The organism is Pseudomonas sp. PDM21 (assembly GCF_014852505.2).
Classification (GTDB): Bacteria; Pseudomonadota; Gammaproteobacteria; order Pseudomonadales; family Pseudomonadaceae; genus Pseudomonas.
On sequence record NZ_CM181223.1, the window covers coordinates 346727 to 371381 of the forward strand.

Here is a 24655-nt window from a genome sequence, read left to right on the forward strand (position 1 = left end):
CGATGCCCGCGCAGTTGCTGCGCGGGCCGCTGAAGAAGGAACGCACATGCACGCGGATCTGGTTATCGTCGGGGCGGGAATGGTCGGCAGCGCGCTGGCCCTGGCCCTGGAAGGCAGCGGGCTGGATATCCTGCTGCTGGACGGCTCGCCGCTGAGCGTCAAGCCGTTCGACCGCGAAGCGCCCTTCGAACCGCGCGTCAGTGCGCTGTCCGAGGCCAGCCGGCGCATCCTCCAGCGCCTGCATGCCTGGGACGGCATCGCCGCACGGCGCGCCGAGCCCTACTGCGAGATGCAGGTGTGGGACGGCTCGGGGACCGGGCAGATCCACTTCAGCGCCGCCAGCGTGCATGCCGAGATGCTCGGCCACATCGTCGAAAACCGCGTGGTACAGGACGCCCTGCTGGAGCGTCTGCATGACTCCGCCCTCGGCCTGCTGCCCAATGCGCGCCTGGAGCAGCTGCGCCACTCCGGCGACGACTGGCTGCTGAGCCTTTCCGACGGCCGCGAAATCCGCACACCCCTGGTGGTTGCCGCCGACGGCGCCAACTCCGCGGTACGCCGCCTGGCCGGCTGCGCCACCCGCGAGTGGGATTACCTGCACCACGCCATCGTCACCAGCGTGCGCTGCGAGAAGCCGCACCAGGCCACCGCCTGGCAGCGTTTCACCGACGACGGCCCGCTGGCCTTTCTGCCGCTGGCGAAAGAGGGCGACGCACACTGGTGCTCGATCGTCTGGTCGACCACCCCGGAGCAGGCGGAAAAGCTCATGGCGCTGGACGACGAAGGCTTCTGCAAGGCTCTGGGCCTCGCTTTCGAGCAGCGCCTGGGCGCCATCGAGCATGCCGACCGCCGCCTGTGCATCCCGCTGCGCCAGCGCCACGCCAAGCGCTACGTGGAGCCGGGGCTGGTGCTGATCGGCGACGCCGCGCACACCATCCACCCGCTGGCCGGGCAGGGCGTGAACCTGGGCTTCCTGGATGCCGCGGTGCTCGCCGAGGTGCTCGAGCATGCCCACGCCCGTGGCGAGAACATTGCCGAGGAACGTGTGCTGAGCCGCTACGAGCGTCGCCGTATGCCGCACAACCTGGCGATGATGGCGGCGATGGAAGGCTTCCAGCGCCTGTTCCAGGCCGACCCGCTGGCGGTGCGCTGGTTGCGCAACGCCGGGCTGCGCCTGGTGGACAAGCACCATGAGGCCAAGGGCGTGTTCGTGCGCCAGGCGCTGGGGCTGTCGGGGGACTTGCCGAATCTGGCGCGGGTGTGATCAGGGCGCCCGCGACCCCAGACCGCACCCCATCGAAACACCCCGACACAAACGCGCGGCTCGTTAGCAAATGAGGTTCCTTATCATTTGAGGGATATCTTTCCCGTAAAGGACACGCCCATGCTCGCGCGCAAAGGTCTTCTCGCCACCCTCCTGCTGGCCGCCCTCGGTAGCACCGCCCAGGCCGCCGACGAAGTGGTGGTCTACTCCTCGCGCATCGACGAGCTGATCAAGCCGGTGTTCGACGCCTACACCGAGAAGACCGGGGTGAAGATCAAGTTCATCACCGACAAGGAAGCGCCGCTGATGGCGCGGATCAAGGCCGAAGGCGCCAACACCCCGGCCGACCTGCTGCTCACCGTCGATGCCGGCAACCTCTGGCAGGCCGAGAAGATGGGCATCCTGCAGCCTTTCGATTCGCCGACCCTGGATGCCAACATCCCGCCGCAGTATCGCTCCGGCACCGACAGCTGGACCGGCCTGTCGCTGCGCGCACGGACCATCGCCTATTCGACCCAGCGGGTGAAGCCCGAGGAACTGTCGACCTACGAAGAGCTGGCCGATGCGAAGTGGGAAGGCCGCCTGTGCCTGCGCACCGCGAAGAAGGTCTACAACCAGTCGTTGACCGCGACCCTGATCGAGACCCATGGCGCCGAAAAGACCGAGGAAATCCTCAAGGGCTGGGTGAACAACCTGGCGACCGACGTGTTCTCCGACGACAACGCGCTGCTGCAGGCCATCGCCGCCGGCCAGTGCGACGTCGGCATCGTCAACACCTACTACTACGGCCGTATGCACAAGGACAATCCGCAGCTGCCGGTGAAGCTGTTCTGGCCGAACCAGGGCGACCGTGGCGTGCACGTCAACCTGTCGGGCATCGGCCTGACCAAGCATGCGCCGCACCCGGAAGCCGCGAAGAAGCTGGTGGAGTGGATGACCGGGCCGGACGCCCAGTCGCTGTTCGCCGGCATCAACCAGGAATTCCCGGCCAACCCGAAAGTGGCGCCGTCGCAGGAAGTGGCGGCCTGGGGTGAGTTCAAGGCCGACAGCATCCCGGTGGAAATCGCCGGCAAGCGTCAGGCCGAAGCGATCAAGCTGATGGATCGCGCCGGCTGGAACTGACCGGAATCCGGCGCCTCAACGGGCGCCGGCATCGTCCGAATGGCTGACGGAGAGTGCCTTGCCCTCACCGCTCAGCAGGCAGATGAATTCGCCGTCGGACTGCTCGCCCCGACGCAGTTGCGCGACCAGCCGCTTGCTCGCCGTCTGACCGTCGACCGAGCCTTCATAGGCTTCCTCGCGGATCGAGCCCGGCTCGATCCAGGTCTGCTGCCAGCGCTCCTGCAGCTGCGGGTCCGCGGCGACCTTGCCGATGGCCATGGCCAGGCAGGATTCGACAGGGGTGGGTTCGTCGGCCAGGGCCAGGCTGCAGAGCGGCAACAGCAGCAGGCCGGACAGGCGGCAGAGTGACGACATGGGACTTTTTCCTTGGGGACGGCGGTGGCAGAGTGGCCGATTCGACCGCTGTACCTTGCGCTTTATCCCTGCCAGGTGAGGATCGGGCGAATTCGATTTCAATGAGGGAAATTTCCGACGGCAGCCCGGCGGCACTTCCCACGACCCCCTGATGTTCTGGAAACACCCAACGCATGCGCGCCAACCGCTGGTACCCCATCACTTTCGCCGTCGCCGCCCTGGTCCTGCTGCCCATCAGCGTCCTGCTGCTGAGCTGGGCCCAGATCGACCGCGAAATCTGGTCGCACCTGTGGGAAACCCAGATGACGCGCCTGCTGGGCAATACCCTGGTGCTGGTGGCCGGCGTGGGCGTTGGCGTGACCGTGCTGGGCGTCAGCCTGGCCTGGCTCACCAGCCTCTGCGAATTCCCCGGCCGGCGCTGGCTGGACTGGGCGCTGATGTTGCCCTTCGCGGTGCCGGCCTATGTGCTGGCGTTTGTCTTCGTCGGTCTGCTGGACTTCTCCGGCCCCGTGCAGACGCTGCTGCGCGAGTGGTTCGGCAGCGGCCTGCGGCTGCCGCGCGTACGCTCCACCGGCGGCGTTATCACGGTGCTGGTGCTGGTCTTCTATCCGTATGTCTACCTGCTCGCGCGAACCGCCTTCCTCGCCCAGGGACGCGGGCTCATGGAAGCGGCGCGGGTGCTCGGGTTGTCGCCGCTGGCGGCCTTCTGGCGCGTCGCCCTGCCGATGGCCCGGCCGGCCATCGGCGCCGGGCTGGCGCTGGCGATCATGGAGACCCTGGCGGATTTCGGCACCGTGTCGGTGTTCAACTTCGATACCTTCACCACTGCTGTCTACAAGACCTGGTACGGCTTCTACAGTCTCTCCAGCGCTACCCAGCTGGCCAGCCTGCTGCTGCTGTTCGTCATGCTGGTGCTGCTGGGCGAGCGCTATAGCCGTGGCCGCAGCGGCGTGCCCAACGAGCGTCCGCGCGGCGCGGCGCTTTACAGGCTGCACGGCTGGAAGGCCTTCGCCGCCAGCGCCTGGTGCCTGCTGGTGTTCGCCTGCGCCTTCGTCATTCCGGTGCTGCAGCTGGTGGTCTGGGTCTGGCAGAAGGGCCGGTTCGACCTCGATGAGCGCTACTGGGGCCTGATCCTGCACAGCCTCTACCTGGGGGGCTTCGCGGCGGTGCTGACGGTGGCCGTGGCGCTGCTGCTGGCCTTCGCCCGGCGGCTGTCGCCGACGCCGGCAGTGCGCTCGGCGGTGGGTATCTCCAACCTTGGCTATGCGCTGCCCGGCTCGGTGCTGGCGGTGGCGATCATGCTGGCTTTCAGCTGGCTCGATAATCACGCGGTGATCCCGCTCTCCAGCGCCATGGGCGGCGCCGGCAAGCCGCTGCTGCTGGGCAGCCTCGGGGCGCTGCTGGTGGCCTACCTGATCCGCTTCATGGCGGTGGCCTACAACCCGCTGGAGGGTGCGTTGGCGAGAATTCGCCCGTCGCTTCCGGAAGCTTCCCGCAGCCTGGGTGTCGGTGGTGCCGGCCTGTTCTTTCGCGTCTACCTGCCGCTGCTGCTGCCGGGGGCGCTGAGCGCCGCGCTGCTGGTGTTCGTCGACGTGCTCAAGGAGATGCCGGCGACCTTGCTCATGCGCCCGTTCGGCTGGGACACCCTGGCCGTGCGCGTCTTCGAGATGACCAGCGAGGGCGAGTGGGCGCGTGCCGCGCTGCCTGCTCTGACGCTGGTGCTGGTGGGGTTGTTCCCGGTGATCGGCCTGATCCGTCGATCCGCGCGCCAGAGCGGTTCTTCGCGGCCCTGAGAATCGGCCGTCGGACAAGCTGTCCAGAGTCCTGCCATGCGACTACAATGCGCGCGTTTCGTGCGGGCCGTACTCGCGCTCCGCACCCGCCTCGCCCGGAAGGAGAACACCCATGGGACAGCGCACGCCGCTCTATGATTTGCACGTCGCCCTCGGCGCCAAGATCGTCGATTTCGGCGGTTGGGACATGCCGTTGCACTACGGTTCGCAAGTCGAAGAGCACCACCAGGTACGTCGCGATTGCGGCGTGTTCGACGTTTCCCACATGACCGTGGTGGACGTCACCGGTCCGCAGGCCAAGGAATACCTGCAGCGACTCCTGGCCAACGACGTCGAACGACTTCAGGTTCCGGGCAAGGCGCTTTACAGCGGCATGCTCAACGAGCGCGGCGGGGTGGTCGACGACCTGATCGTCTACCTCGGCGTGTACGGCTATCGCGTGGTGGTCAACGCCTCCACCCGCGACAAGGACATGGCCTGGATGCAGGCCCACACCGAAGGCTTCGACGTCACCCTGACCGAGCGCGCGGACCTCGCGATGCTCGCCGTGCAGGGCCCCAACGCCCGCGACAAGACCGCCGAACTGGTCACCCCCTCGCGCGCCGCGCTGATCCGCGAACTCAAGCCCTTCCAGGGCAAGGCCGACGGTGACTGGTTCATCGCCCGCACCGGCTATACCGGCGAAGACGGCCTGGAAATCATGCTGCCGGCCGTTGAGGCGCAAGGCTTCCTCAACGACCTGGTCGGCGCCGGTATCTCCCCGGCGGGCCTGGGCGCACGCGATACCCTGCGCCTGGAAGCCGGGATGAACCTCTACGGCCAGGACATGGACGAAGACGTCACCCCGCTGGCCGCCAACATGGGCTGGACCATTGCCTGGGAACCCGAAGGCCGCGACTTCATCGGCCGCAAGGCCCTGGAAGCGCAGAAGGCTGCCGGCGATGCGCCCAAGCTGGTCGGCCTGGTGCTGGAGGAGCGCGGCGTGCTGCGCGCCCACCAGGTGGTCCGCGTCGCCGGCGTTGGCGAGGGCGAGATCACCAGCGGCAGCTTCTCCCCGACACTCGGCAAGTCCATCGCCCTGGCCCGCGTGCCGGCAGCCACTGGCGACCGCGCCGAAGTGGAAATCCGTGGCAAGTGGTACCCGGTTCGCGTCGTTCAGCCGAATTTCGTGCGTCATGGCAAAGCCCTGATCTAAATTGCATGATCTAACTTAGAAGAGGGCGGCATCGCCGCCCGTCGCCCAGTCCTCGAGGAACAACAAGATGAGCAATATCCCCGCCGACCTGCGTTACGCCGCCAGCCACGAGTGGGCGCGCCTGGAAGCCGACGGTACTGTGACCGTGGGCATCTCCGACCATGCCCAGGAAGCCCTGGGCGACGTGGTCTTCGTCGAACTGCCGGAGGTGGGCAAGACCCTCGCCGCCGGCCAGGAAGCCGGTGTCGTCGAGTCGGTGAAAGCCGCTTCGGACATCTACGCCCCGGTGGGCGGCGAAGTCATCGCCGTCAACGACGTGCTGGCCGACACCCCCGAAGAAGTGAACAACGACCCGTACGGTTCCTGGTTCTTCAAGCTCAAGCCGAGCAACCCGGCCGAGCTGGACAAGCTCCTCGACGCCGCCGGCTACCGCGCTGCCAGCGACGCCGACGCGTAAGACACTGCTGTAAACACAGGCCTCGACTCGTCGGGGCCTGTTCTTTTTTACGGACCGACCTTTCGAGACCGTGGCCATGTCGAACACCCCTTCGCTTTCCCAGCTGCACCAGCCTGATGCCTTCCTCGCCCGCCACCTGGGCCCCGACGCCGCCGAGCAGCAAGCCATGCTCGACACCCTCGGGCTCGGCAACCGCGACGACCTGATCGTGCAGACGGTGCCGCCGGCGATCCGCCTGAACCGGCCGCTGGACCTGCCGACCGCCCTCGACGAACAGGGCGCGCTGGCCAAGCTGAAGGGCTATGCGGGCAAGAACGAGCTGTGGACCAGCCTGATCGGCACCGGCTACTACGGCACCCTGACCCCGACAGTGATCCTGCGCAACGTGCTGGAGAACCCGGGCTGGTACACCGCCTACACCCCGTACCAGCCGGAGATCGCCCAGGGTCGTCTCGAATCCCTGCTGAACTTCCAGCAGATGACCATCGACCTCACCGGCCTGGACCTCGCCAGCGCCTCGCTGCTCGACGAGGCCACCGCCGCCGCCGAAGCGATGGCCCTGGCCAAGCGCGTGGCCAAGGCCAAGAGCAACCTGTTCTTCGTCGACGTCAACTGCCACCCGCAGACCATCTCCGTGGTGCAGACCCGTGCCGAAGCCTTCGGCTTCGACGTGGTGGTCGACGAGGTAGACAACCTCGGCCAGCACACGGTGTTCGGCGCACTGCTGCAGTACCCGGACACCCGTGGCGAAATCCGTGACCTGCGCGCGGTGATCGACGCGCTGCACGCCCAGCAGGCCATCGCCTGCGTCGCCAGCGACCTGCTCGCGCTGCTGCTGCTCACCCCGCCGGGCGAGCTGGGCGCCGACGTGGTCCTGGGCAGCGCCCAGCGCTTTGGCGTGCCCATGGGCTACGGCGGCCCGCACGCGGCGTTCTTCGCCTGCCGCGACGATTACAAGCGCGCCATGCCGGGCCGCATCATCGGTGTGTCCAAGGACGCCCGTGGTAACACCGCGCTGCGTATGGCACTGCAGACCCGCGAGCAGCACATCCGTCGCGAGAAGGCCAACTCCAACGTCTGCACCTCGCAGGTGCTGCTGGCCAACATCGCCAGCCTGTACGCCGTCTACCACGGCCCGCAGGGCCTCAAGCGCATCGCCCAGCGCGTGCACCGGCTGACCTCCGTGCTGGCTGCCGGCCTGACCGCCAAGGGCGTGAAGGTCGTCAACCAGCACTTCTTCGACACCCTGACCCTGGACGTCGGCGCCCAGCAGCAGGCCATCGTCGAGCGCGCCCGCGCCGCCCGCGTGAACCTGCGCATCGTCGGCGAAGACCGCCTGGGCGTGAGCCTGGACGAAACCAGCAGCGCCGACACCCTCGCCAGCCTGTTCGACATTGTCCTCGGTGCCGGCCACGGCCTGGACGTCGCCCAGCTCGACGCCGGCAAGGTTGCCGACGGCATCCCCGCCGCCCTGCAGCGCAGCAGCGACTACCTGAACCACCCGGTGTTCAACCGCCATCACAGCGAAACCGAGATGCTGCGCTACTTGCGCCAGCTCGAGGGCAAGGATCTGGCGCTGAACCAGTCGATGATCCCGCTGGGCTCTTGCACCATGAAGCTCAACGCCACCAGCGAGATGATCCCGATCACCTGGCCGGAGTTCGCCAGCCTGCACCCCTTCGTGCCGCGTGAGCAGGCCGAGGGCTACCGCCTGATGATCGAGGAGCTGGAAAGCTGGCTCTGCGCGATCACCGGCTTCGACGCCATCTGCATGCAGCCCAACTCCGGCGCGCAAGGCGAGTACGCTGGCCTGCTGGCGATCCGCAAGTACCACGAGAGCCGTGGCGACGCGCACCGCAACATCTGCCTGATCCCGTCCTCGGCCCACGGCACCAACCCGGCCTCGGCGATCATGGCGAGCATGCGCGTGGTCATCGTCGAGTGCGACAAGGGCGGCAACGTCGACATGGAGGACCTAAAACGCAAGGCCGCCGAAGCCGGCGAGCAGCTGTCCTGCCTGATGATCACCTACCCGTCGACCCACGGCGTGTACGAGGAAGGCATCCGCGAAATCTGCGAGGTCATCCACGGCCACGGCGGCCAGGTCTACATGGACGGCGCCAACCTCAACGCCCAGGTGGGCCTGGCGCGCCCGGCGGACATCGGCGCCGACGTGTCGCACATGAACCTGCACAAGACCTTCTGCATTCCCCACGGCGGTGGCGGCCCGGGCATGGGCCCGATCGGCGTGAAGAAGCACCTCGCGCCCTTCGTCGCCAACCACCCGGTGATCCGTATCGAAGGCCCGAACCCGCTGAACGGCGCGGTGAGCGCCGCGCCCTGGGGTAGCGCGAGCATCCTGCCGATCAGCTGGATGTACATCGCCATGATGGGCCCGCAGCTGGCTGACGCCACCGAAGTGGCGATCCTCAATGCCAACTACCTGGCCCAGCAGCTCGATGGCGCCTTCCCGGTGCTCTACCGCGGCCGCAACGAGCGGGTCGCCCACGAGTGCATCCTCGACCTGCGCCCGCTCAAGGCGCAGACCGGGATCAGCGAGGAAGACGTGGCCAAGCGCCTGATGGACTACGGCTTCCACGCGCCGACCATGTCCTTCCCGGTGCCGGGCACACTGATGGTGGAGCCCACCGAGAGCGAGTCCAAGCATGAGCTGGACCGCTTCATCGAGGCGATGCTGTCGATCCGCGCGGAGATCGCCAAGGTCGAGACCGGCGAATGGCCGGCCGAGGACAACCCGCTCAAGCGCGCTCCGCACACCCTGGCGGACGTCACCGGGCTGTGGGACCGCCCCTACCAGATCGCCGAAGCAGTGACCCCGACCGAGCACACCCGCGCCTTCAAGTACTGGCCGGCGGTGAACCGCGTGGACAACGTCTACGGCGACCGCAACCTGTTCTGCGCCTGCGTGCCGGTGGACGATTACCGCGAGTGAGCCGTGCGCTGAAGTGACTGTGCGCTGAACGAAATAGCCGCCTTCGGGCGGCTTTTTCATTGGGCTTTTCGTAGGAGCGAGCTTGCTCGCGAATGGAGTTCCCGGCGGCGCAGGCGCTGGGCGGGTTCGCGAGCAAGCTCGCTCCTACAGGCAAACCCTTAGCGCGGGCGTTCCCCTGTGGGAGCGCGCCATGCGCGCGATTGCGGGCATGGTCCGCACCTACAGGTTGATTCCGCTGCGGACCGAGGCACGGCGTAGGATGGTGTGGAGCGCAGCGATACCCATCAACCGCCGCGCGCCGACAGCATGGGTATCGCTTAGGCTCCGCCAATCCTGCGTACCGTTCGACGGCGCAACGTGGCGCTCGCGGCAGGCGCGTTTTCGAGAGGGGCGCTGGTGCCTGCGGCGGGACTCAGGGCTTGAGCTGCAAGCGGCCGATCAGGCGGATCAGGAAGACGAACAGCAGGATCATCAGTACGTTGCTGAGCATGCCGATCAGGTTGTAGACGGCCGAGGGTAGCAGCGAGTAGATCTCGAGGCCGACCACGCTGAGCAGGCGGCTGAGCAGCCAGAAACCTTCACTGACGATCAGCAGGATCAGGGTGATCTTCAGCGGCTGGATGGGATCGTTCATGGGACACTCCGTGTCGTAGGTGGAGTGTCAGTAGAACACAGCCTGCACCGCCTGGCGTGGCTCGTGGCGAACGCCACGGGCCGCGCCGGTGGGTGTCACTGGGTGGGTGCGTCATCGCGGCGGACGAGGATGGCGTTGGCCAGCTCCATGTCGCTGCGGTCCTGCAGCGCGGCGTCGTCGCTGCGCAGGCGGGTGAGGGCGGCTTCCAGGTAGGGGCCGCGGATGGCGCCGTCACTGGCGACGAAGGCGCTCGCATCGTCCTGGGCGGCGACGATCAGCTTGTCGTGCTTGAAGGTCAGGTAGGTCGACGCCGTGGTGGCGCCGGACGAGATGACGTCGCGCCAGAAGTCGCCGTCGGCCATGGCCGAGGCGGCGGGCAGGGCAATCAGGGCAAAGGCCGTGGCCAGTTTCGCGGTACGCATCGGGTACACCTCCGCAAGGTCCGTGTACAGGTGAGAGGCGCGTGGGTTGGCGGGAGTTCCAACTTTCCTGCGACGGTCTGCGCGAGCGGTCGCCCGCGCGGACCGCGTCGATCAGCGCTGGGCGGCGAGGATCGCCGAGGCCAGTTCGGCGTCGCTGGCTTGCGCCAGGGCCGGGTCGGCGCTGCGCATCTGCTGCAGCGTGGCTTCCAGGTAGGGGCCGCGGATGGCGCCGTCGGTGGCGATGAAGCTGGCGGCATCGTCCTGGGCCGGGCCGATCAGCTTGTGATCGTCACGGCTGGTCAGGTAGCTCGAGGCGGTGGTGGCGCCGGAGGTCAGGACCGAACGCCAGAAGTCGCGATCTTCGGCCATGGCACAGGTGAGGGGGAGCAGGGTGAGGGCTACGACAGCAGGGACAAAACGGCGACGCATGATGGTTCCTTGAGTGATTGCGCGCCACTCAGAGCTTCGGAAATTTCCGCGGTTCCCTCCTGTCGTCGGAAATGTCTGTCACCGAAGCTGCCTGTCTTCGCAGCTATCTGTCGCCGGAGCGATCACTCGCGCTTGAGCGAGGGATCATCCGGGTTTTGCTGCTCCAGCTCCGCCGTGAACTGCTGCACCTTCTGGAACTGCCCGGATTCGCGAAGATAATCGATCAGTACCAGGCGCGCCGCGCGATTGGCCGGGTGTTTCTGCAGCAGGGTCTCCAGCTCATGGCAGGCGCCGTCGGCATCTCCGCTGTCATGCAGGGCGATGGCCAGCACATAGCGGAACTGGTCGTCCTCCGGAGCCAGGCGTACCGCTTCACGCAGCTCTTTCAGGGCCTGCGGACGCTGCCCCTGGCGGACCAGGGACAGGGCATTGACGTGATGCAGCAGCCCGGACGCCGGGTTCTGGCGCAGGGCTTCATCGAGCAACTGCCGAGCGTCGTCCTGGCGCCCGTTGGCCTCCAGCCACTGGATCAGGGTGACCGTGGCTGGCAGGAATGCCGGGTTGCGCGCGATGGCGGCGCGCAGGGCGGGCTCCACCTTTTCCGGGCGGTTGGTGCGCTGGTAGAGCATGGCGAGGTTGAGGTTCGCCTCGGCGCGTTCGCTCAGGTCGTTCTGCACCTCTTCATACTCGCCCAGGCCCTTCTCCAGCGCGGAGTTGAGGCCGGCGCGGGTCTGCGGCGGCAACTGCGCCAGTTGCCAGGCGGCAGCGATGCGCACGGCACGGACCGGATCGTCCAGCAGAGGCGCCAGCAGCGTCGGCAGCACCAGGCCCTGCTGCGGGCCGTTGGCGAGCGGCAGGAGCACGTTGATGGCGGCGGTACGTACCTGCGGGTCGGCATCCTTCAGGGCCAGTGCGGCCAGTTCCAGCGAACGCTGGCTGGGATAGCTGGGCAGCTCGGCCATCAGCGTAGCGCGGCGGATCGCCGGCAGGCTGGCGTCGGCCAGCAGCAGATGCAGCGCGCGGGAGGCACCGGGCTTGCCATTGCGGGCTTTCCACAGGGTGTCGTCATAGCGCGGGACGGGATTGCTGGAGGCGTTGGCCTTGGCCGGCAGCTCGCTGGCGTACCACTGGCGGAACTGGTCGCTGATCTTCTTCGCCGGGGTGTCCTTGTGGCAGGCCAGGCAGGCGTCCGGTGCGCCGATGTGCCTTGCGTGCGCGGGATCGGGCAGGGTGAAGCCATGGTCGTGGCGGTAGTCGTTGACCATGTAGTAGCGCCCAGGCATGTGGCAGGACGTGCACTGCGCGCCAGGGGTGCCGGGCTGGTGGTGGGTGTGTTCGGGGGAGTCGTAGTTCTTCGCCTGCAGGCCCTTGCCGTCGATCTGCGGACGCACCGCCTTGCCGGCGGTGTTGTGGCACTGCAGGCAGACGCCGTTGCCCGGCGCCTTCAGCTCGCCGCTGTGGGGATTGTGGCAGTCGGTGCACTGCACGCCCTTGGCGAACATCTTGCTCTGGGTAAAGGAGCCCCACTCGAAGACCTCGTCCTTGATCTTGCCGTCGATCTCGTAGAGCTCGCGGGTCAGGGTGCTGGGCAGGTAATCGTCCATGAAACGGTGGTTGTTCTGGTAGCCGTCGCCCAGTGGCGCGCGGCGTGCGTGGCAGCGTGCGCAGGTCTCGACGATGGTGCTCTGGCTGGCGTTCTGCAGCGGCACATCGAAGCCCCTGGCGGCGTTACCGTCGGGCTTCTGTGCCCATTCCAGGTGCTTGGACGCCGGGCCGTGGCAGGCCTGGCAGCCGACGCCAAGGCTGTTCCAGTGGCTGGCGAAGCTGTCGGTCTTCGCATCGTAGTCGCGCTTGAAACCGGTGGTGTGGCACTCGACGCACATGAAGTTGGCGTTCTGCGCGGGGCGGGTCCAGTGCAGCTCGTCCTTGAAGTCGATGCGCTGGCCGGGCATCAGCTGGAACCACTGGTGCTTGCGGCTATCCCAGGCGACGCCGAGGGCCTGCAGGCGGCCACCCGGATACGCCAGCAGATACTGCTGCAGCGGTTCGAAGCCGAAGGTGTAGGCGACCTTGAAATCCGCCGGCTTGCCGTCGGCGCCGGGGGTGTTGACCCAGTACTCGCCGTCCTTGCGGAAGAAGCGGCTGGTCTCGGTCTCGCCCTTGAAGGTGACATTGGCGAAGTCGCCCAGGACGTTGCCTTCGGTGGCCGGTTTCATCGCCTGCTGGTGATGGGAGCCCTGCCAGTCTTTGATCTGCGACTGGTGGCAGCCGCTGCAGGCGGCTTCATCCACCAGCGTCGCGGTTTGCGCCGCGGGTGTCGGTGCAGGAGGCTTCGCCGTGGTGGTCGGAATGGGGGGATGGCCGCTGGGCAGTTGGACGCCGCTGTCCTGTTCGACCCAGATCCATGCACCGATGGTCGCCAGGAGCAGTGCCCCGACGACGACGGCGAGCCAGGCGCGACGGAACCCTTCGGGCTGCGCGGCGGCGGGAGCGGGGGCAGAGACGGTGCGAGGCTTCTTGGTCTTGTGGCGCATGGACATCCGTTGTTCCGCGGCAACTCCGTGGGTACAGGAGCTTCCGCGAGCCGGTGGGAGCTGTCAACGCGGGCGGGCCTCATTTCTGGTGGCTGGCGGCCCGCCACTACGTCGGGGTCAGGGCTGGCGAATCTCGGCGACCCTCGCGCTATCGACCTTCACTTCGGGATTGCCGAACTGCGCGGTCAGGTAGTTCACCAGGGTGGCGATCTGCTCGTCGTTCAGCGTGCCGGCAAAGCCGGGCATGAACACGTTGTCATTGCCCACCTTGCGATGCACGCCGCCGAGCACGACCTGCACCAGGTTGTCCGGCTGCAGGGCGCCGACGGCGCTGTTCTTCAACAGCATCGGGTAGTAGCCGTCCTTCACCCCCTCGCCGGTCCAGGAGTGGCAGCTGGCGCAGTTGCCCAGGTAGAGGCGGGCGCCGTCTTCGTGCTTCTGTGCGGCGAAGTCCTCCCCGCGCAGGGTCACCAGGTCGTCCGCCGGTTGGCCCCAGGCAAAGCGCGCCTTGCGTTCGCCATCGCTGACCTCCGGGACGCTGCGCAGGTAGCTGGCGATGGCCTGCAGGTCAGCCTCGGTCATGTACTGGAAGCTGTGCTCCACCGCCTCCGCCATGGGCCCGGCGGCCTGCGCCTTGCCCGGTACGCGACCGGTCTTGAGGTACTGGACGATCTCCGCGTCGCTCCAGCCGCCGATGCCGCTGTGGGTGTCGGGGGTGATGTTGAAGGCATACCAGCCACCCAGTGCGGCGCCGGCGAGGAAACCGGTGCCGCGCTCGTCCGTGGCCTTCTCCTGGAACGCCATGCCGCGCGGCGTGTGGCAGGTGCCGCAGTGGGCCAGGCCCTGGACCAGATAGGCGCCACGGTTCCAGGCCGGGCTCTGCTTCGGGTTGTTCTGGTAGACCGCATCGTCGTGGAACAGCAGGTTCCAGATCGCCAGCGGCCAGCGCATGTCCAGCGGCCAGGTGATGTCGGAATCCTGGTTGGGCTGCGCGACCGCCTGTACGCCGCCTTCGAGGAACCAGGCGTAGAGCGCCTTCATGTCCTCGTCGGTGATCTTCGAATAGGCGGTGTAGGGCATCGCCGGATAGAGCCGCGTGCCGCCCTTGGCCACGCCTTCGCGCACGGCACGGGCGAAGTCGTCGTAGCTGTAGCTGCCGATGCCGGTCTTCGGGTCGGGGGTGATGTTGGTGGAGTACACCGCACCCAGTGGCGTGGCCAGCGGCAGGCCGCCGGCGAAGGGCTTGCCGCCCGGCGCGGTGTGGCAGGCTGCGCAGTCGCCGGCGCGGGCGAGGTATTCGCCACGTTGCAGCAACTCCGCCGGCGCCGGGTCGAGGGCCTTGGCGGCATGGGTGGCCAGCGGTGCGGCCAGCAGGGCGAGCAGCAGGAGAGGTTTCATGCCTTGGCCTCCCGCTTCAGGTGCTCGGCCAGGCGCAGGGCCAGGGCGGCGATGGTCAGGGTGCAGTTCACCGAGCCGACGGTGGGCATCACGCCGCTGCTGGCGATGAACAGGTTGGGGTGGTCGTGGCTGCGGCACTGGGCATCCACCACCGAGTCCTTCGGGTCTGTGCCCATCAGCACGGTGCCGGTGATGTGGTTGTTGTTGGCGAAGCTGTCGTCGTACTTGACCTCCTCGCCGCCCAGCAGCTTGGCCGCGTGGGCGTAGACCTCGCGGGTGTGCACCGCGCTCTTGCGCACGTAGTCGTCCATCGCATAGGTGAACTCGGGCTTGGGGATGCCCGCCGCGTCGCGCTCGGTGGCGCTGGGCACGATGCGGTTCTGCGGGTGCGGGAGGATTTCGTGGAAGCTGTCGAAGCGCACGAAACGTGCGGCGCGGTCGCGGATCTTCGCCTCCAGGTCATGGCCCAGCAGCAGCGGCCCGTGGCGGATCAGCTCGGCAGCGACCTGGTCGGTACGCGAGAGGTTGGACAGGTGGATCTTCTTCGACGCGTACTCGCTGCGGAAGGCGCCGTCGCGAAAGCCCACCATGGAGGTCATTTCCTGCGGTCCGCGCCCAGGCCAGAGCTTCTCGTCGGCGTAGAACCGCACCGCGGTGCCGGGGTGGTCCATGAGGTTGCGGCCGACCATGTCCGAGCTGTTGCCAACCCCGGACATCAGCATCAGCTTGGGCGTCTCGATGCCGTTGGCGGCGAGGATGAAGGTGTCGCCCTCGACACGCACCTCGTTGCCCTGCGGGTCCTTGTACAGCGCTGCGACTATCTGGCCGCCGTCGCCTTTCTCCAGCTTGAACACCACGGCGTTGTCGATCAGCCGCGCACCGGCGGCCTCGGCCTTCTCGACATGGACGATGCCGTTGTACATGGCGCCGATGGGGCAGATCGGCATGCAGTTGTTGTTGCCGCAGCAGGTCGGCCGGCCATCGTAAGGACGGCTGTTGCGCGCCACCGGCTCGGTGACCACGCGGTAGCCGTTGGCGTTGAGCAGGGTCTTGATGCGCTGCTCGTTCCACGACAATGGCAGCGGCGGCATCGGGTAGGGCTGGCTGCGGGGCGAGTCGAGCTCTTCGTCGCCGGGGCCCCAGACGCCCAGTTCCTCCTCGGCGCGTTGGTACCACGGCTCCAGCTCGGCGTACTCGATGGGCCAGTCGCGGCCCACGCCATAGAGGCTGAGCAGCTTGAAGTCGTTGGGCAGGAAGCGCCAGGCGGACGCCGCCCAGTGCCAGGTGGTGCCGCCCACGGCGCGGATGTACTGCACGTCGTAGGGGTGTTCGCCCTTCTGGATCAGGTAGTGGTTGTCCGGCTTGAACTGCGGATGTGGCGCGTGCGCGCTGGACGGGTAGGGCGCCTGGTTGTCGGATTTGTCCGCCTGATTGCGGAAGCGCTCGACGATCTCCCAGCGGCCCATGCGCGGGCCGGCTTCGAGGATCAGCACGTCCTTGCCGGCCAGTGCCAGCTGATGGGCGACCAGGGCGCCGGCCACACCGGAGCCGACCACCACGAAATCCGCGCGTTGCGTCTCGGCCATGCTCATGCCCCCCGCTCGGTAGGCTGCGCGGCCCAGAAGCCTGGCTTGTTCGGACAGTAGCTGCGGATCACCAGCACATCGTCCACCGCGCGGAACATCAGTGCCTGCTCGTAGGTGACGACCGTGGCGCTGGTGTCATCCCCGACCTGTCCCAGGTACCAGCCGCCGAGGATCTGCCGGGCCAGCCATTGCTGGCGCTCGTTCCAGCTGTCCGGGGCGTCGCCCAGGCGCTCGAGCAGCTCGGCCAGGCTCTGCTTGAGCGCGGTGTCGCGCTGCGCCAGGGCCTGGAACAGACGCTGGCCGATACGCGGGTCGAGGTTGCTGCGCCCGGTGAGGCGCTGGGACAGGGTCATGAAGCCTTCCAGCGCCTTCTCCGCCTGGGGCGTCAGCGCGGCCCAGGTGCGCCCGGCGGGGCTGAGCAGCACACCGCCGAGGGCGGCACTGGCGCAGGCCACCGCCAGCAGGCGGCGCCGAGAAAGGGGGAAGGCGGGCAGCTGTGCCTCGGACATGACGACCTCTCTTGCAACAGGCGAACGGTTGGGGAACGCGGTCTGTCGCCGCTTGAATCCTGACGCTGGGTGCTTCCATCGGCCACGTAGCCGGTCCGTCGGTCGGACTGGCGATAGCGTGCCCAGGCCCTTAGTATTGCCGCTTGTTCAGATTCTGCCGGGCGATTGCTCCTGCCGGCGGCCCACCCCGGAGCCGCGCCGCAGAGCCTCACCGACCGGCTTTTGGGTGAAACCGCAGCGATGAAACAGTATCTCGACCTCATGCGCCACGTGCGCGAACACGGCACCTTCAAGAGCGACCGCACCGGCACCGGCACCTACAGCGTGTTCGGCCACCAGATGCGTTTCGACCTCGCCGAAGGCTTCCCGCTGGTGACCACCAAGAAGTGCCACCTCAAATCGATCGTCCATGAGCTGCTGTGGTTCCTCAAAGGTTCGACCAACATCGCCTACCTGAAGGAAAACGGCGTTTCGATCTGGGACGAGTGGGCCGACGAGAACGGCGACCTGGGCCCGGTCTACGGCTACCAGTGGCGCTCCTGGCCGGCGCCGGACGGTCGCCACATCGACCAGATCGCCAACCTGATGCAGATGCTGAAGAACAACCCGGATTCGCGCCGCCTGATCGTCTCCGCGTGGAACCCCGCGCTGATCGACGAAATGGCCCTGCCGCCGTGCCACGCGCTGTTCCAGTTCTATGTGGCCGACGGCAAGCTCAGCTGCCAGCTGTACCAGCGTTCGGCCGACATCTTCCTCGGCGTGCCCTTCAACATCGCCAGCTACGCGCTGCTGACCCTGATGGTCGCGCAGGTCGCCGGGCTGCAGCCCGGCGAATTCATCTGGACCGGCGGCGACTGCCACCTGTACGCCAACCACCTGGAGCAGACTGACCTGCAACTGAGCCGCCAGCCGCTGCCGCTGCCCACCATGAAGATCAACCCCGAGGTGAAGGACCTGTTCGACTTCCGCTTCGAGGACTTCGAACTGGTCGGCTATGAAGCCCACCCGCACATCAAGGCGCCGGTCGCTGTCTGACCTGTCCTCGTTGAAGAAAAGGCCGGCGCAATGCCGGCCTTTTTCATTTCAGGCTCGGCACAAGCGTTTCAATGTAGACGCGGGCCATGCCCGCGATCGCACCCAGGGGCGCTCCTGCAGGTGAATCCGGTGTCGGGCGTCTCCCGGCACCTGTTCCTGCGCTCCACGAACCTGCCTGCCGTGCCGCAGCATTCATCCTGTGAATAACTGTTTCGCCAGGCGGTACGAGGTTCCATGAGGCTACATCGCGTTGCTATGCTGCCCCGGCTGGCCGCCGAACGGTGGCCTACGGATTTTCCGCACTACAACGACAAGACCGGGGACCGTCATGCAGCCTTTCAGCTTCGCCACCACCGCGCAGATTCTCTGCGAAAGTGGCTCCGCCGCCCGCCTGGGTGAACTCTGCCGCGAGCGCGGCGCCCAGCGCGTGCTCATCGTCACCGACCCCGGCATCACCCGCCTGAACATGCTCGACGGCGTACTGCCGGGCTTCGCCGCGGCCGGCGTGGCTGTGGAAGTCTTCGACCAGGTGCTGGCCGACCCACCGGAAAGCATCGTGCTGGAAGCTGCCGACCAGGCGCGCCGGATGGCCGCGCAGCTGGTGGTCGGCTTCGGCGGCGGCAGCTCGATGGACGTTGCCAAGCTGGTGGCTTTGCTGGCGCAGCCGCTGGCGACACAAGGCCTGAAGGATGTCTTCGGCGTCGGCAACGCCCGTGGCCCGCGCCTGCCGCTGATCCAGGTGCCGACCACCGCCGGTACCGGCTCGGAAGTGACGCCGATCGCCATCGTCACCACCGGCGAGACCACCAAGATGGGCGTGGTCAGCCCCTACCTGCTGCCGGACCTGGCCGTGCTCGACGCCGACCTCACCCTCGGTCTGCCGCCAGCGGTCACCGCCGCCACCGGCATCGATGCGATGGTTCACGCCATCGAGGCGTACACCAGCAAGCTGAAGAAGAACCCGCTGTCCGACCTGCTGGCCCGCGAAGCCCTGCGCCTGCTGGCGCTGAACCTCGACGAGGCGGTGCACAACGGCCGCAACCGCGAGGCGCGCCAGGCCATGTTGCTGGGTGCGTGCCTGGCCGGGCAGGCCTTCGCCAACGCCCCGGTAGCTGCCGTGCACGCGCTGGCCTACCCGCTGGGCGGGCACTTCCACATTCCCCACGGCCTGAGCAATGCGCTGGTCCTGCCCGAGGTGATCCGCTTCAATGCTCCCAACGCTGGCCCGCTCTATGCCGAGCTGGCGCCGCTGCTGCTGGGCGAGCGCCTGCGCAGCGATGCCGACCGCACCGAGCAGTTCATTGCCGAGCTGGCCGACCTCAGCCCGCGCAGCGGCCTGCCGTCGCGCCTGCGCGACGCCGGCGTGCCGGAGGACAGCCTGCCGCGCCTGGCCGCCGATGCGATGTTGCAGCAGCGCCTGCTGGTGAATAATCCCCGCGAAGTCAGCGAGAGCGACGCGCTGGCCATCTACCGAGCCGCCTTCTGAGAACCCGATGAGCGAACAGCACCCCAGCCGCGCCGACTACGCGCACTTCCAGCCGATCACCACGCGCTGGCACGACAACGACATCTATGGCCACGTGAACAACGTGACCTACTACGGCTTCTTCGACACGGCGGTGAATACCTACCTGATCGAGCGCGGCGGCCTGGATATCCACGACGGCGACGTAGTGGGTTTCGTGGTCAGTTCGAGCTGCGACTACTTCGCGCCGGTGGCCTTCCCCGAACGCATCGAAGTTGGGCTGCGGGTCGGCAAGCTGGGCAACAGCTCGGTGCAGTACGAACTGGCGATCTTCCGCGAGGGCGATGAACTGGCCTGCGCGGCGGGCAAGTTCGTGCATGTGTTCGTGGATCGGGCGAGCAACCGGCCGGTGGCGATTCCGGCGCCGCTGCGCGAGGCGATGGAAGTGCTGGTTCGAGGCTGAGCTGCAGGGCAGGACGTCTCACCAGCCCATCGGATAATGCTCGATCCGGCAGGGCCGGCTGTTGCCGTCGCCCTTGCAGATGCCGTCCAGGTACTGGTAGCGCATCCACACCCGTTGCCCGGCCCCAGGCCAGTGCTGGCGCGGGATGCGGCTCTGCCAGTCGGCGCTTTCCGGTTCGAAGGCGATGACCTCGCCCGGGCTCGGGCACTTGGTCCCCGCCGAGCGCGGCTTGGCCGAAGCGACCCGGCCTTCCAGCCCGCGCACGGGCAGCTTCAGTGCTCCGGTGATTTCCACTTCCAGCTGGCAGACCTGCCAGTCCCCGGCGTACGCGGGCTGCGCGGCGCAGAGCGTCAGCAGCAGCCCGGCGGCAGCAAGAGCTTTCACGAGTAACTCCTTGTCGGCAGTGATCCCTCCCCGGCAAGCCTATACCAGACTCGCGGGATGACACGGGGCTTGTCCCGGGCGGCGCGTCCGGCCTATGCTGGCGGCCGGTCGGCAGTTCACCCAGGCGTCGCCGCCTCCGTATGGAGAGCGCTAAACCTGCCGCGCGGTTCCCCGCATGTTTGACGATCCGACACACTTTCCCCAGTGCCGCATCGGAATGGCGACCCCCGATAACCTCCTGCGCGAGGTCTTGGCACGCAACGAGGATTGCACTGTGTCCAGGCAACGCTTGCCCTATCACGCCCCCGACATCTCCGCGCTGGCGAAATCGCTGGCGCGCCAGCTCGACGAATCGCCCGAGCGCCCCGGTCATCTCGAACTGCTCAACCTGCTCGCCCGCGCGGCGGGCTTCCGCAACTACCAGGCGCTGCGCGCCAGCCATCAGGCCGAGACGCGACTGGCCCGTGAAGCCGAGCCTGGAGCCGTGGTGGATTTTCGCCGCGTCGAGCAATGGCGGCGCTACTTCGATGACGCCGGCTGCCTGCAACGCTGGCCGAAGAAGCACAGCCACCGCGAGGCCTGCCTCTGGGTGCTGTGGTCGCGATTGCCGGCACGGCAGCGCTGGAGCGAGAAGGAGCTCAACGAACGGCTGCGCGCCCAGGAATGTCTGGGCGACCACCTGCTGCTGCGCAGGGCGCTGGTGGACGGCGGTTGGCTCACGCGTACCCCGGATGGTGGTGAGTACCGGCGCGTCGAGCGACGTCCGCCGGCCGAGCTGGGCGCGCTGTTGTCCTGTTTGCCAGTCTGCGCCTGAAGCTGAAGGCCTGAACGAAAAAGCCCGCCAATAGGCGGGCCTTTTCACAGGGGCATCCGTCAGTCGTCGTGATGCTTGTGTTTGTGCTTGTAGTGGCCTTTGCCCTTGTGATGGCTCTTGCTACCACTGTGGTGATCATCGTCGTTATCGTCGGCCAGGTGGTTGCCCAGTGCGCCGCCGGCTGCACCACCCAGGCCCGCGCCGATGGCGCCGCCGGTGGAACCGCCGACCTTGTTGCCGATGACCGAGCCGCCGGCTGCGCCCAGGCCGCCACCGATGGCCGCCTCGGTCTTGTTGCCGTTCTTCGCGCCCATCGCGCCGCCAGCCGCACCGCCTACGCCAGCACCGATGGCCGCACCGGTGGAGCCGCCCAGGGCGCCGCCGACCACGTTGCCGAGGGCGCCACCGATGCCGCCGCCAATGGCAGTCTTGGTGTCATCGGCCACGGCGTGGCTGGCCAGCAGGGCCAGTGCCAGAACAGAAAGAGTCTTACGCATGTTGCGAACCTGAAAGTAGGAATTATCGGGAGAATTGTCCCGCACACAAAACAGCCGGGCAATCAGGCCCGGCTGTCAGTCGTCGTTTCCGTGGACTGATCGCGGTTAGAGGGACCGCGGATCAATCCCAGTCGCGACGGTGGTGCTTGTGCTTGTACCAGCCACGGTGGCGACCGTTGTCGTGCCAGCGGCGATCATAGTGGCGATGGTCGTCGTAACGGGCACGACGGTAGCCGTGACGGTAATCGTCATCATCGTCGTCGCGGTTGTTGTCGGCGTAATGGTTGCCCAGTGCGCCGCCGGCACCGCCACCCAGGGCCGCGCCGATCAGGCCGCCGGTGGTACCACCCATCTTGTTGCCGATCACCTGGCCGCCGGCTGCGCCCAGGCCGCCGCCGATGGCGGCTTCTGTCTTGTTGCCGTGGCGGGCACCGACCGCGCCACCGGCCGCACCGCCCAGACCACTACCAATGGCGGCGCCGGTGCTGCCACCGACCGACTGGCCGATGACCGAACCCAATACCCCGCCCAGGGCGCCACCGACGCCGGCACGGGTGTCGCCGTCCGCGTAGGCGGTGCCACCGACCAGCGCGAGAGACAACAGGAGCATCGAGGAGTACTTCATAGAGAGGATCTCTCTGTGGGGATGTTGGAAGCGATCCTCGGGTCGTGCGAAGGCTCTGACAAGGGGGTTCCGACGAGTAACACGACTTTCATCAAATATTGCAAGTATTTGATTTATGGTCAGAACTTTTTCGATTTCGGGCGGTCTGAGTGTTATTCCAGGGTTCCATTTGTGAGGTGTTTTTCTCACAAATTGCCATTGAAATGATGGCTTTTCACGGGAATTGGCCTGGTCCTTCCGAGTTTACCTTTCATCCCTTTCTGATGTGACGCAAATCCAGCGGATTTTTCGCAGGGTGGTCTTTTGCTGCACGCACGAAATCCCCTGTAAGAGCGGGCGTTTCGAGACGTAGGAGAGCGGCGCCCTGATGAGGGCGCCGTGAGGAAGGTGCCGTCAAACGATCCGCAGACTCGCCCGCGCCTTCTCGAATCGGATGGCGACAAACTTCGAGGTTGGTGTGTGGCTGCCCACACCGTGGCTGTCCAGCGGCACCAGCGGGTTGGTTTCCGGGTAGTAGGCGGCGGCCTGGCCGGCGGGGATGTCGTAGGCCAGCAGGGTGAAACCGCTGACGCGGCGATCCACGCCGTCGGACCAGAGCGACACCATGTCTACCTTCTCGCCGGGCTCGAAGCCCAGGCGGCGGATGTCGGCCTCATTGGCGAACACTACCTCGCGATGACCGCGCACGCCGCGGTAGCGGTCGTCCAGGCCATAGATGGTGGTGTTGTACTGGTCGTGGGAACGCAGCGTCTGCAGGATCAGGTGCGGCTCCTGGCCGGTCTCGCGGATCTTCGCGTGGACCAGGTCCGCCGGCAGCGGATGGTGGTGGAAGTTGGCCTTGCCGCTGGCGGTGTTCCAGCGCCGCGAACCGGCCGAGTTGCCCAGGTGGAAGCCGCCGGGATTGGCCACGCGGCGATTGAAGTCGCTGAAGCCGGGAATGGTGTCGGCGATCAGGTCGCGGATGCGGTCGTAGTTGGCGATCATCGCGTCCCAGTCCACCGGGTGGTTGCCCAGGGTGGCCTTGGCGATGCCGGCGATGATGGCGGGCTCGGAACGCATCTGCTTCGACGACGGCTCCAGCTGGCCAAAGGACGCGTGGATCATGCTGAAGGAATCTTCCACGGTCACCGCCTGCGGGCCATCGGCCTGACGGTCGATATCGGTGCGGCCCAGGCAAGGCAGGATCAGCGCGTCGCCGCCCACGGTGAGGTGGCTGCGGTTGAGCTTGGTGCTGATCTGCACGGTCAGCGCGCAGCTCTGCAGGGCACTGTGGGTGCGCGGGCTGTCCGGGGTCGCCTGGGCGAAGTTGCCGCCCAGGCCGATGAACACCTTCGACTGTCCATCGAGCATGGCGTTGATCGCCTCGACGGTGTTGTGACCGTTCTCGCGCGGCACTTTGAACTGGAAGCGGCGCTCGATGGCGTCGAGCAACGCGGCCGGCGGGCGGTCGTTGATGCCCATGGTGCGGTCGCCCTGCACGTTGCTGTGGCCGCGCACCGGGCACAGGCCGGCGCCGGGGTGGCCGACGTTGCCGCGCAGCAGTTGCAGGCTGACCAGTTCCTGGATGGTCGGCACCGAGTGGTGGTGCTGGGTGATGCCCATGGCCCAGCAGACGATCACGCGCTCGGCGCAGCGGTACATGATCGCGGCCTGCTCGATCTCCTCGAGGCTCAGGCCCGACTGCTGGACGATGTGGTCCCAGCTGGTGTCGTCCACGGCGGCGAGGTAGGCGTCGACGCCCTGGGTGTGGTCGGCGATGAATTCATGGTCGAACACCGCCGGCTCGCCCTTGGCCTGGGCTTCGCGTTCCCATTGCAGGAGGAACTTGGCCATGCCGCGAACGGCGGCCATGTCGCCGCCCAGGGCGGGGCGGAAGAACGCGGTGTTCAGCGGCTCGGAGCCGTTGGTGAGCATTTCCAGCGCGTGCTGCGGGTGCTGGAAGCGCTCCAGGCCGCGCTCCTTCAGCGGGTTGAAGGCGACCACCTGGGCCCCGCGTTTTACCGCCTCGCGCAGCGGTTCGAGCATGCGCGGGTGGTTGGTGCCGGGGTTCTGGCCGAAGACGAAGATCGCGTCGGCATGCTCGAAGTCGTCGAAGGTCACGCTGCCCTTGCCGACACCGACGCTCTGGCCCAGGGCGACGCCGCTGGCCTCATGGCACATGTTCGAGCAGTCGGGAAAGTTGTTGGTGCCGAAAGCGCGGACGAACAGCTGATAAAGGTACGCGGCCTCGTTGCTCGCCCGGCCAGAGGTGTAGAACTCGGCCTGGTCAGGGCTTTCCAGGGCATTCAGGTGCTGGGCGATCAGGGCGAAGGCATCGTCCCATGCGATCGGCTGGTAGCGGTCGGTGGCCGGGTCGTAGCGCATCGGGTCGGTCAGGCGGCCCTGGTACTCGAGCCAGTAGTCGCTCTGCTCGCGCAGCGAGCTGACGCTGTGGCGGGCGAAGAAGGCCGGGTCGACGCGGCGCTTGGTGGCTTCCCAGTTCACCGCCTTGGCGCCGTTCTCGCAGAATTTCACCCGGCCGTCTTCCGGCGAGTCGCCCCAGGCGCAACCGGGGCAGTCGAAGCCGCCGTTCTGGTTGGTCTTGAGCAGCGCACGCAGGTTCTTGAACGGCTGCTTGCTGTCCAGCCAGAAGCGCGTGACGCTGATGAGCGCACCCCAGCCGGCGGCTGCGCCCTTGTAAGGTTGGTAGCGGGGATTCTCTTGCTGCAGGCTCATGGGGTCT

At 67.2% G+C, this 24655-nt stretch carries 22 protein-coding genes; 10 read left to right on the top strand and 12 right to left on the bottom strand.

Annotation, left to right across the window (positions count from 1 at the left end; all coding sequences use genetic code 11):
- The first annotated feature begins 46 nt into the window (after window positions 1-46).
- Window positions 47-1264 (top strand): 2-octaprenyl-3-methyl-6-methoxy-1,4-benzoquinol hydroxylase, encoded by a 1218-nt coding sequence (locus IB275_RS01690; RefSeq protein ID WP_192293880.1) that lies wholly within the window; start codon window positions 47-49, stop codon window positions 1262-1264.
- Window positions 1265-1384: 120 nt separating this feature from the next.
- Window positions 1385-2386, top strand: coding sequence for a Fe(3+) ABC transporter substrate-binding protein (locus IB275_RS01695; RefSeq protein WP_081519535.1), 1002 nt, complete (start codon window positions 1385-1387; stop codon window positions 2384-2386).
- Between the two features lie 15 nt (window positions 2387-2401).
- On the opposite strand, the gene IB275_RS01700 is transcribed toward IB275_RS01695, so the two are convergent.
- Complete coding sequence (locus IB275_RS01700) at window positions 2402-2740, bottom strand: hypothetical protein (protein WP_081519536.1); 339 nt, start codon at window positions 2738-2740, stop codon at window positions 2402-2404.
- Between the two features lie 173 nt (window positions 2741-2913).
- On the opposite strand from IB275_RS01700, the gene IB275_RS01705 reads away from it, so the two are divergent.
- The 4 genes from IB275_RS01705 to gcvP all read left to right on the top strand — a co-directional run bounded on the left by IB275_RS01705 (window position 2914) and on the right by gcvP (window position 9138).
- On the top strand, window positions 2914-4533 hold the full coding sequence (locus tag IB275_RS01705; RefSeq protein WP_192293878.1) for an ABC transporter permease: 1620 nt from the start codon (window positions 2914-2916) through the stop codon (window positions 4531-4533).
- Window positions 4534-4645: 112 nt separating this feature from the next.
- Window positions 4646-5728, top strand: a complete 1083-nt coding sequence (gene gcvT / locus IB275_RS01710) for a glycine cleavage system aminomethyltransferase GcvT (RefSeq protein WP_192293876.1) — start codon at window positions 4646-4648, stop codon at window positions 5726-5728.
- Between the two features lie 67 nt (window positions 5729-5795).
- Window positions 5796-6185, top strand: a complete 390-nt coding sequence (gene gcvH, locus IB275_RS01715; protein WP_045213109.1) for a glycine cleavage system protein GcvH — start codon at window positions 5796-5798, stop codon at window positions 6183-6185.
- 76 nt (window positions 6186-6261) lie between these two features.
- Complete coding sequence (gcvP, locus tag IB275_RS01720) at window positions 6262-9138, top strand: aminomethyl-transferring glycine dehydrogenase (RefSeq protein WP_192293874.1); 2877 nt, start codon at window positions 6262-6264, stop codon at window positions 9136-9138.
- 412 nt (window positions 9139-9550) lie between these two features.
- Here gcvP and IB275_RS01725 read toward each other — a convergent pair whose 3' ends face one another.
- The 7 genes from IB275_RS01725 to IB275_RS01755 form a co-directional block, all read right to left on the bottom strand.
- Window positions 9551-9772, bottom strand: a complete 222-nt coding sequence (locus IB275_RS01725) for a hypothetical protein (protein WP_081519540.1) — start codon at window positions 9770-9772, stop codon at window positions 9551-9553.
- Window positions 9773-9867: 95 nt separating this feature from the next.
- The gene (locus IB275_RS01730) at window positions 9868-10194 is read right to left on the bottom strand and encodes a DUF2388 domain-containing protein (protein ID WP_138213164.1); all 327 of its coding nucleotides are present in this window, start codon (window positions 10192-10194) and stop codon (window positions 9868-9870) included.
- 111 nt (window positions 10195-10305) lie between these two features.
- Window positions 10306-10623, bottom strand: a complete 318-nt coding sequence (locus tag IB275_RS01735; protein ID WP_045213099.1) for a DUF2388 domain-containing protein — start codon at window positions 10621-10623, stop codon at window positions 10306-10308.
- Between the two features lie 122 nt (window positions 10624-10745).
- On the bottom strand, window positions 10746-13163 hold the full coding sequence (locus IB275_RS01740) for a tetratricopeptide repeat protein (protein ID WP_192293873.1): 2418 nt from the start codon (window positions 13161-13163) through the stop codon (window positions 10746-10748).
- A 111-nt stretch (window positions 13164-13274) separates the two neighbouring features.
- Entirely contained in the window at window positions 13275-14555 is a 1281-nt protein-coding gene (locus IB275_RS01745; RefSeq protein ID WP_192293871.1) for a cytochrome c, read from the bottom strand.
- Window positions 14552-16141 carry a GMC family oxidoreductase gene (locus tag IB275_RS01750; RefSeq protein WP_192293869.1) on the bottom strand — a complete coding sequence of 530 codons (1590 nt, stop codon included), beginning with the start codon at window positions 16139-16141 and terminating at the stop codon, window positions 14552-14554. Before IB275_RS01750 ends, IB275_RS01745 begins: the two co-directional genes overlap by 4 nt.
- Before the next feature lie 2 nt (window positions 16142-16143).
- Window positions 16144-16650 (bottom strand): sugar dehydrogenase complex small subunit, encoded by a 507-nt coding sequence (locus IB275_RS01755; RefSeq protein WP_192293867.1) that lies wholly within the window; start codon window positions 16648-16650, stop codon window positions 16144-16146.
- A gap of 240 nt (window positions 16651-16890) precedes the next feature.
- Between IB275_RS01755 and IB275_RS01760 the strand changes: the two genes are divergently transcribed.
- The 3 genes from IB275_RS01760 (at window position 16891) to IB275_RS01770 (ending at window position 19613) form a co-directional block, all read left to right on the top strand.
- Window positions 16891-17685 carry a thymidylate synthase gene (locus IB275_RS01760; protein ID WP_192293866.1) on the top strand — a complete coding sequence of 265 codons (795 nt, stop codon included), beginning with the start codon at window positions 16891-16893 and terminating at the stop codon, window positions 17683-17685.
- Between the two features lie 328 nt (window positions 17686-18013).
- Window positions 18014-19171, top strand: a complete 1158-nt coding sequence (locus tag IB275_RS01765; RefSeq protein WP_192293864.1) for an iron-containing alcohol dehydrogenase — start codon at window positions 18014-18016, stop codon at window positions 19169-19171.
- Between the two features lie 7 nt (window positions 19172-19178).
- Window positions 19179-19613: an acyl-CoA thioesterase gene (locus IB275_RS01770; RefSeq protein WP_192293862.1), complete on the top strand. Its 435-nt coding sequence runs from the start codon at window positions 19179-19181 to the stop codon at window positions 19611-19613.
- An 18-nt stretch (window positions 19614-19631) separates the two neighbouring features.
- On the opposite strand, the gene IB275_RS01775 is transcribed toward IB275_RS01770, so the two are convergent.
- Complete coding sequence (locus IB275_RS01775) at window positions 19632-19997, bottom strand: hypothetical protein (protein WP_192293860.1); 366 nt, start codon at window positions 19995-19997, stop codon at window positions 19632-19634.
- Between the two features lie 274 nt (window positions 19998-20271).
- Here IB275_RS01775 and IB275_RS01780 point away from each other — a divergent pair, with 274 nt between their 5' ends.
- Window positions 20272-20811 carry a DUF2087 domain-containing protein gene (locus tag IB275_RS01780; RefSeq protein WP_192293858.1) on the top strand — a complete coding sequence of 180 codons (540 nt, stop codon included), beginning with the start codon at window positions 20272-20274 and terminating at the stop codon, window positions 20809-20811.
- A 59-nt stretch (window positions 20812-20870) separates the two neighbouring features.
- On the opposite strand, the gene IB275_RS01785 is transcribed toward IB275_RS01780, so the two are convergent.
- The 3 genes from IB275_RS01785 to IB275_RS01795 all read right to left on the bottom strand — a co-directional run bounded on the left by IB275_RS01785 (window position 20871) and on the right by IB275_RS01795 (window position 24648).
- Window positions 20871-21308 carry a YMGG-like glycine zipper-containing protein gene (locus IB275_RS01785; protein ID WP_081519549.1) on the bottom strand — a complete coding sequence of 146 codons (438 nt, stop codon included), beginning with the start codon at window positions 21306-21308 and terminating at the stop codon, window positions 20871-20873.
- A gap of 121 nt (window positions 21309-21429) precedes the next feature.
- Entirely contained in the window at window positions 21430-21933 is a 504-nt protein-coding gene (locus IB275_RS01790; RefSeq protein WP_081519550.1) for a YMGG-like glycine zipper-containing protein, read from the bottom strand.
- A 393-nt stretch (window positions 21934-22326) separates the two neighbouring features.
- The gene (locus IB275_RS01795) at window positions 22327-24648 is read right to left on the bottom strand and encodes an FdhF/YdeP family oxidoreductase (RefSeq protein ID WP_192293856.1); all 2322 of its coding nucleotides are present in this window, start codon (window positions 24646-24648) and stop codon (window positions 22327-22329) included.
- Window positions 24649-24655 lie beyond the last annotated feature (7 nt).

Coding starts and splice junctions, on each gene's coding strand:
- IB275_RS01690 (WP_192293880.1), top strand. CDS start 47: ATGCACGCGGATCTGGTTATCGTCGGGGCGGGAATGGTCGGCAGCGCG.
- IB275_RS01695 (WP_081519535.1), top strand. CDS start 1,385: ATGCTCGCGCGCAAAGGTCTTCTCGCCACCCTCCTGCTGGCCGCCCTC.
- IB275_RS01700 (WP_081519536.1), bottom strand. CDS start 2,740: ATGTCGTCACTCTGCCGCCTGTCCGGCCTGCTGCTGTTGCCGCTCTGC.
- IB275_RS01705 (WP_192293878.1), top strand. CDS start 2,914: ATGCGCGCCAACCGCTGGTACCCCATCACTTTCGCCGTCGCCGCCCTG.
- gcvT (WP_192293876.1), top strand. CDS start 4,646: ATGGGACAGCGCACGCCGCTCTATGATTTGCACGTCGCCCTCGGCGCC.
- gcvH (WP_045213109.1), top strand. CDS start 5,796: ATGAGCAATATCCCCGCCGACCTGCGTTACGCCGCCAGCCACGAGTGG.
- gcvP (WP_192293874.1), top strand. CDS start 6,262: ATGTCGAACACCCCTTCGCTTTCCCAGCTGCACCAGCCTGATGCCTTC.
- IB275_RS01725 (WP_081519540.1), bottom strand. CDS start 9,772: ATGAACGATCCCATCCAGCCGCTGAAGATCACCCTGATCCTGCTGATC.
- IB275_RS01730 (WP_138213164.1), bottom strand. CDS start 10,194: ATGCGTACCGCGAAACTGGCCACGGCCTTTGCCCTGATTGCCCTGCCC.
- IB275_RS01735 (WP_045213099.1), bottom strand. CDS start 10,623: ATGCGTCGCCGTTTTGTCCCTGCTGTCGTAGCCCTCACCCTGCTCCCC.
- IB275_RS01740 (WP_192293873.1), bottom strand. CDS start 13,163: ATGTCCATGCGCCACAAGACCAAGAAGCCTCGCACCGTCTCTGCCCCC.
- IB275_RS01745 (WP_192293871.1), bottom strand. CDS start 14,555: ATGAAACCTCTCCTGCTGCTCGCCCTGCTGGCCGCACCGCTGGCCACC.
- IB275_RS01750 (WP_192293869.1), bottom strand. CDS start 16,141: ATGGCCGAGACGCAACGCGCGGATTTCGTGGTGGTCGGCTCCGGTGTG.
- IB275_RS01755 (WP_192293867.1), bottom strand. CDS start 16,650: ATGTCCGAGGCACAGCTGCCCGCCTTCCCCCTTTCTCGGCGCCGCCTG.
- IB275_RS01760 (WP_192293866.1), top strand. CDS start 16,891: ATGAAACAGTATCTCGACCTCATGCGCCACGTGCGCGAACACGGCACC.
- IB275_RS01765 (WP_192293864.1), top strand. CDS start 18,014: ATGCAGCCTTTCAGCTTCGCCACCACCGCGCAGATTCTCTGCGAAAGT.
- IB275_RS01770 (WP_192293862.1), top strand. CDS start 19,179: ATGAGCGAACAGCACCCCAGCCGCGCCGACTACGCGCACTTCCAGCCG.
- IB275_RS01785 (WP_081519549.1), bottom strand. CDS start 21,308: ATGCGTAAGACTCTTTCTGTTCTGGCACTGGCCCTGCTGGCCAGCCAC.
- IB275_RS01790 (WP_081519550.1), bottom strand. CDS start 21,933: ATGAAGTACTCCTCGATGCTCCTGTTGTCTCTCGCGCTGGTCGGTGGC.
- IB275_RS01795 (WP_192293856.1), bottom strand. CDS start 24,648: ATGAGCCTGCAGCAAGAGAATCCCCGCTACCAACCTTACAAGGGCGCA.